This window comes from Vibrio sp. 10N.222.54.A3 (assembly GCF_041474095.1).
Taxonomy (GTDB): Bacteria; Pseudomonadota; Gammaproteobacteria; order Enterobacterales; family Vibrionaceae; genus Vibrio; species Vibrio crassostreae_C.
Genome location: NZ_JBFRTN010000107.1, coordinates 1 through 4,573 on the forward strand (window position 1 = coordinate 1; position 4,573 = coordinate 4,573).

A 4,573-nucleotide genomic window follows, 5' to 3' on the forward strand; every position below is an offset into this window, starting at 1 on the left:
CTTTACGGGGTCACTTCATCAACAGCGGCTTTTGTTTGGTCTGCGACATCACTATTGTGCTAACTCTTTGACCTTGTCCATTCCCCGTAGCCCTGAATCTCAAGTCCATTTAGAACAAACAACCAACGCTAAGGTCGAATGTTATTGAAACTGACCTTTTGTGTCCCATCATCTAGGTTCTCTAACTTAACCACATCCCCTTGATAGTAATAAGGTTCCATTGGCATCTCGCTGTTGGTCGGCCTTGCGTAATGCAATACTGCTGGCTTGGCGTCAACTTGCTGAGCGAACAAATAGCCAATCAGCGCATGTTCAAACTGGTGATAACCGTTGCCCCAATGGAAAGCTTTGGTGCGTTTTGGATCAAGCCCCACGCCGCCGTATTTGTGGTCGACCCATACATCATGAAAGGTGGGTAGGGTGTATTGCAGTACGTCTTTCATTGAACCATCGACCAGCGAAACCGTCATCGCTGCTTGATCAAGCTCCGCCCATTCCCATGATGAAGCCCAATTTGTGTCTGGTCTGCTTTGCCAGCCAGTAATCTCTTGTCCTTTCCACGCTTTCTGAAGTTCTTCGCCATAATATTGGGATACACTCACGAAATTTTTCTGATATTGCGCATGAACGAGAGTGTGTTTCATCCCTTTGATGCCAAACTCTTTCCATTCAGAGTTATTCAATGTTTGGCCTGTAAGGTAAGTCATCCAATACGCTTTGATGGTGTGCCCAAAATCGTTGTGATTAGCATTCGGCATCATCGCTGCTTTATCGTGAATTGCACCGTAGAAGCGTTGTTCATCTTCAGAATGGTATTGGTCAATCATGGCTTGCGTGAGCCAGTTTAAGTCATCAAGCCATTTTGATTTGATGGGCTCTTTGAGCAGAGGAGCGACTAACAACAGGTAGCCGTTTATTTGATCAAGTTGCGCAACCAGTTCACGTCGTTTTGCACTGCCATCTTCACCGTCGGCGAGTACCCAAGCAAGACCGCTGTTGTCGCTAAGTCGATATTTATCAAAGATAAAAGCTTGTTGGGCGATGAGTGCTTCTTCTACCTTTTTGTCTTGGGTCAGGTAGTAGTACATGGCAAGGCCAACTAATGCATACGCTTGATCTTGAGAAGTACGCTGCTGCCAATTCTGGCCTACTTTTCCCTCTTTTGTGTAGCCGATAAAGCCGCCGTTTTGCTTATCTTCTAGCTGATCAATGATGTAGTAGGCTCCTTGCTTGGCAAGCGCTAAAGCCTGCTTATCGCCACTAAGGTGGTAGAGCACGCCATAGGCATAAGTTTGACGTGACTTCATCCGCGTAAACTCTTTGCCAAAGTGTGGCGTGATCCAGCCTTTGTTTAGTTCATGGCACACATCAGAAACATCGAGCAAGGTACCGTCATCACAGCGGAAAGTAGGGAAGTTTCCTACCGGTTCTCCTTGAGCGCTAGGCATCAGCCAGTAAGGTGCGAGCCCTTCAGAGGCATGATTGATCCAGTCTTCTCCAGAGGGAAGGGTGACATTGGCAGATACGGCCAAGCTGGCCACGCTGAGTAATGCGATCGTTGCTCGTAACATGATGTTTATCTTAATGATTTGAGTTTCGTTGAATATAAACAATCGCATCTGCACATTGTGATTCGGTGATCACAATCGACCAAATTATTAAGGTTTAAATAAAGGCTCACAGACTAGTGAGCCTTGAAAGGGTGTTTTGTATTTTATACAGGCTTGCCTGCCTCGTCCTCTTCAACTACATCGGTTTCTAAGCTTGCCTCTGCCAACCATTTTTGTATTGATGGGCTGTTAAGCACGCGTTGTTGATACTGCGATGCTTTCTTTGAAAGCTGGATGCCATAGGTTTCTACACGTAAAGCCACAGGTGCAAACATCGCATCGGCAATCGACCATTCACCAAACAACCATCCTTCAGGGTATTGTTCAATCTGCGTCGACCAAATGGCATCGATACGAGCGATGTCTTTTAGTGCTTCTTCACTGAGTGTGAGCTTTCGTTGCGCGCGGCAGTTCATCGGCATTTCATTTCTGACGGCAAAAAATCCAGAGTGCATCTCGGCGGAAATTGCTCGGGCATGGGCGCGTTCTTTCACTGAACTGGGCCATGCTACGTCGTTCAAGTGAGCGTCGTTAACGTATTCGAGAATGGCCAATGAATCCCACACAGCAACGTCACCGTCAACTAGGGTTGGAACCTTGGCCGTTGGCGTCACTTTCGCCAGAGTGTCGTAAAAATCGGAGGTGAATAGCTTGAGCTTGATGACTTCCGCATTCAGGTTGTAGTTGTCGAATATTAGCCATGCGCGCAGTGACCAAGTTGAGTAGTTCTGGTTTCCAATATAAAGCTGCATAGTTGCTTCCTTGCGTTTAGTGGGTATGTATTGAGCCTAGGGGCATGCATTTGAGCTTAGGGGATTGTATTGCGGCGTACTAACGGATAATTTTGATGCAATACATTAATAAAAACGATGGGTGGTGATTTCAATATGGATATTGATGCTTTGCGAGGCTTTCTCGCGTTTGTGGAAACCAGTAGTTTCACTCGTGCAGCGAAACAGATAAATCGTACCCAATCGGCATTCAGTGCTCAGATGCGTAAGTTGGAAGAAGAACTCAACGTCACTCTTTTCCAGAAAGAAGGACGTAATTTAATACTGACTGAAGCTGGCTTAGCGCTGCGTTCTCATGCCGAACAGTTGGTCGCCCTCCACAACACCGCCCTCAAGCAAGTAAAGCGTTACGAAGACAAACAACCTCTGCGACTCGGCTGCCCTGAAGACTACAACGACACCATTCTGCCAAAAGTGATTCGCCTGTTACAGAAAGCGGAACCCACCTGTTCAATCCAAATATTTAGCCTGCCCAGCATTACGCTGAGAGAGTGGTTGGATGACGGCAGGCTTGATGCGGCGATTGTCACCCGAGCGCCCGATAGTGAAGAGGGTTATTGGCTTACACATGATGTGGGTGTTTGGATAAGCAGCCCTGACTATGCGTTTGATAGCTCCAAGCCTGTTCCATTAGCCTTGTTTCAAACGGACTGTAAATATCACGCTGCAGCAGTGAATGGTTTAACTAAGCAAGGTACGCCTTATCAGTTATTGGCGTGTAGCAATACCGCTTCTGCGCAGCGAGCGATCGTTAAAGCCGGATTAGCCATTGGTGCGATGGGTAAGCTCAGCGTGACTTCAGACTTGAAAATTCTTGAAGATATGCCACCACTGCCTTCGGTGGATATTGTGTTGATCCTAGCGAGCAAACATCACCCAGTGTTGGACAAAGAAGTGCTCAATCAACTTGTGGAGCTGGGTTCTGAGTAGCTTAGGTTCATCTTCCTATTGGAGGATTCCCAAGCTTTTCAATTTTCGATAAATGGTATTGCGGCTGATACCGAGTATTCTCGAAGTCTTACTTATGTTGCCTTGGTTGGCTTGATAGGTTTGCAGCAAGGTTTCTTCAACGGTACTTCTTAAATCGTTATTAGCTGTACCTTTGGTGGTATTAGGAGGCGTAAGTTGATGCTGATTATCGTGTGCTAATGACGTGAGATGTTGAGCAAGGTGGCTGGGCACATGCTCGAGTGTGAGTTGGGGTTCATCACTTGCTAATAGAGCAGCAACCTTAAGTAAGTTGTCTAATTCGCGGATATTACCCGGCCAAGAATAGGCGCACAGTAAGCTCATCAAGTGCGGGCAGATTGTCTGTTCGTCTTCGGTATATTTACGATGAATGTGCTCGATTAAGGCGTGTTTGTCTTGTCGGTGTTGCAGGCTTGGCAAGGTGAAGGCTAAGCCATTGAGTCTGTAATACAGGTCTTGCCTAAACTCACCTGTTGCGACTAACTGCTCGAGGTTTTTGTGAGTTGCAGCGATGATCTGACAATCGACTTGATAGCTTTGATTAGAACCAACTGGCACCACGGATTTGTCTTGCAGAACATGCAGCAATCGGCATTGAGCTTCCAAAGGCATGTCGGCTATCTCATCTAGAAATAAGATCCCTTTATCTGCCTGGCGGATCTTGCCTTGGAAACCTTTGTGGCTTGCGCCCGTAAAAGCCCCCGGCGCGTAGCCAAACAGTTCAGATTCGATAAGGTCTTTAGGCAGCGCGCCACAATTTACCGCTACCAAGGGCGAAGACTTACGCTGGCTTTGCTTGTGCAGCGCTTTAACAAACTCGCCTTTGCCAACTCCTGTTTCTCCTAAGATCAACAAACTGATCCCTTTATCGATTACCTTGTTGGCTTGCTGCCAAGCGTGTTCGATTTGTTGCTCGCCATGGTGCAAATCACACGATGCTGAAATGGAGCGCGTGCGTTTGGTGGTTACAAGAAATCCGGCATCGGCCGTGAGACACATAAGATGATGCTCGATCACTACCAAAATACTAAGAACCTGTTGATCAGCTACGATACCAATCCACTAGGTTTTTTCTAAAATAGATAGGTTCTAGAACGGTTTATCAAGTAGTCACTAGCAACGAGTTGACTAAAATAATCTAAGTAAAATGAAAAGCAAAACGCCAAGTTCTTATGAGCTTGGCGTTTTTATGGTGCGCCGAGC

General features: G+C 46.6%; 3 protein-coding genes and 1 pseudogene. 1 reads left to right on the plus strand and 3 read right to left on the minus strand.

The genetic code is table 11. The features are described 5' to 3' along the window. Positions 1 to 128: 128 nt before the first annotated feature. Together AB4507_RS19400 and AB4507_RS19405 are read right to left on the minus strand one after the other, a co-directional pair. Positions 129 to 1,571: an N-acylglucosamine 2-epimerase gene (locus AB4507_RS19400; RefSeq protein WP_372183149.1), complete on the minus strand. Its 1,443-nt coding sequence runs from the start codon at positions 1,569 to 1,571 to the stop codon at positions 129 to 131. Between the two features lie 143 nt (positions 1,572 to 1,714). Further along, on the minus strand, positions 1,715 to 2,362 hold the full coding sequence (locus AB4507_RS19405; RefSeq protein ID WP_372174353.1) for a glutathione S-transferase family protein: 648 nt from the start codon (positions 2,360 to 2,362) through the stop codon (positions 1,715 to 1,717). Positions 2,363 to 2,479: 117 nt separating this feature from the next. Here AB4507_RS19405 and AB4507_RS19410 point away from each other — a divergent pair, with 117 nt between their 5' ends. Next, a complete protein-coding gene (locus tag AB4507_RS19410; RefSeq protein WP_372183151.1) occupies positions 2,480 to 3,331 on the plus strand; it encodes a LysR family transcriptional regulator in 852 nt (283 codons plus the stop codon). A 15-nt stretch (positions 3,332 to 3,346) separates the two neighbouring features. On the opposite strand, the pseudogene AB4507_RS19415 reads toward AB4507_RS19410, so the two are convergent. Continuing rightward, positions 3,347 to 4,336 (minus strand): annotated as a pseudogene (locus AB4507_RS19415) (sigma-54-dependent Fis family transcriptional regulator); the annotation flags it as partial. Positions 4,337 to 4,573: the final 237 nt, after the last annotated feature.

Excerpts from the sequence above, each read along its gene's own strand:
- AB4507_RS19405 (WP_372174353.1), bottom strand. The coding sequence starts at position 2,362 with ATGCAGCTTTATATTGGAAACCAGAACTACTCAACTTGGTCACTGCGC.
- AB4507_RS19400 (WP_372183149.1), bottom strand. The coding sequence starts at position 1,571 with ATGTTACGAGCAACGATCGCATTACTCAGCGTGGCCAGCTTGGCCGTA.
- AB4507_RS19410 (WP_372183151.1), top strand. The coding sequence starts at position 2,480 with ATGGGTGGTGATTTCAATATGGATATTGATGCTTTGCGAGGCTTTCTC.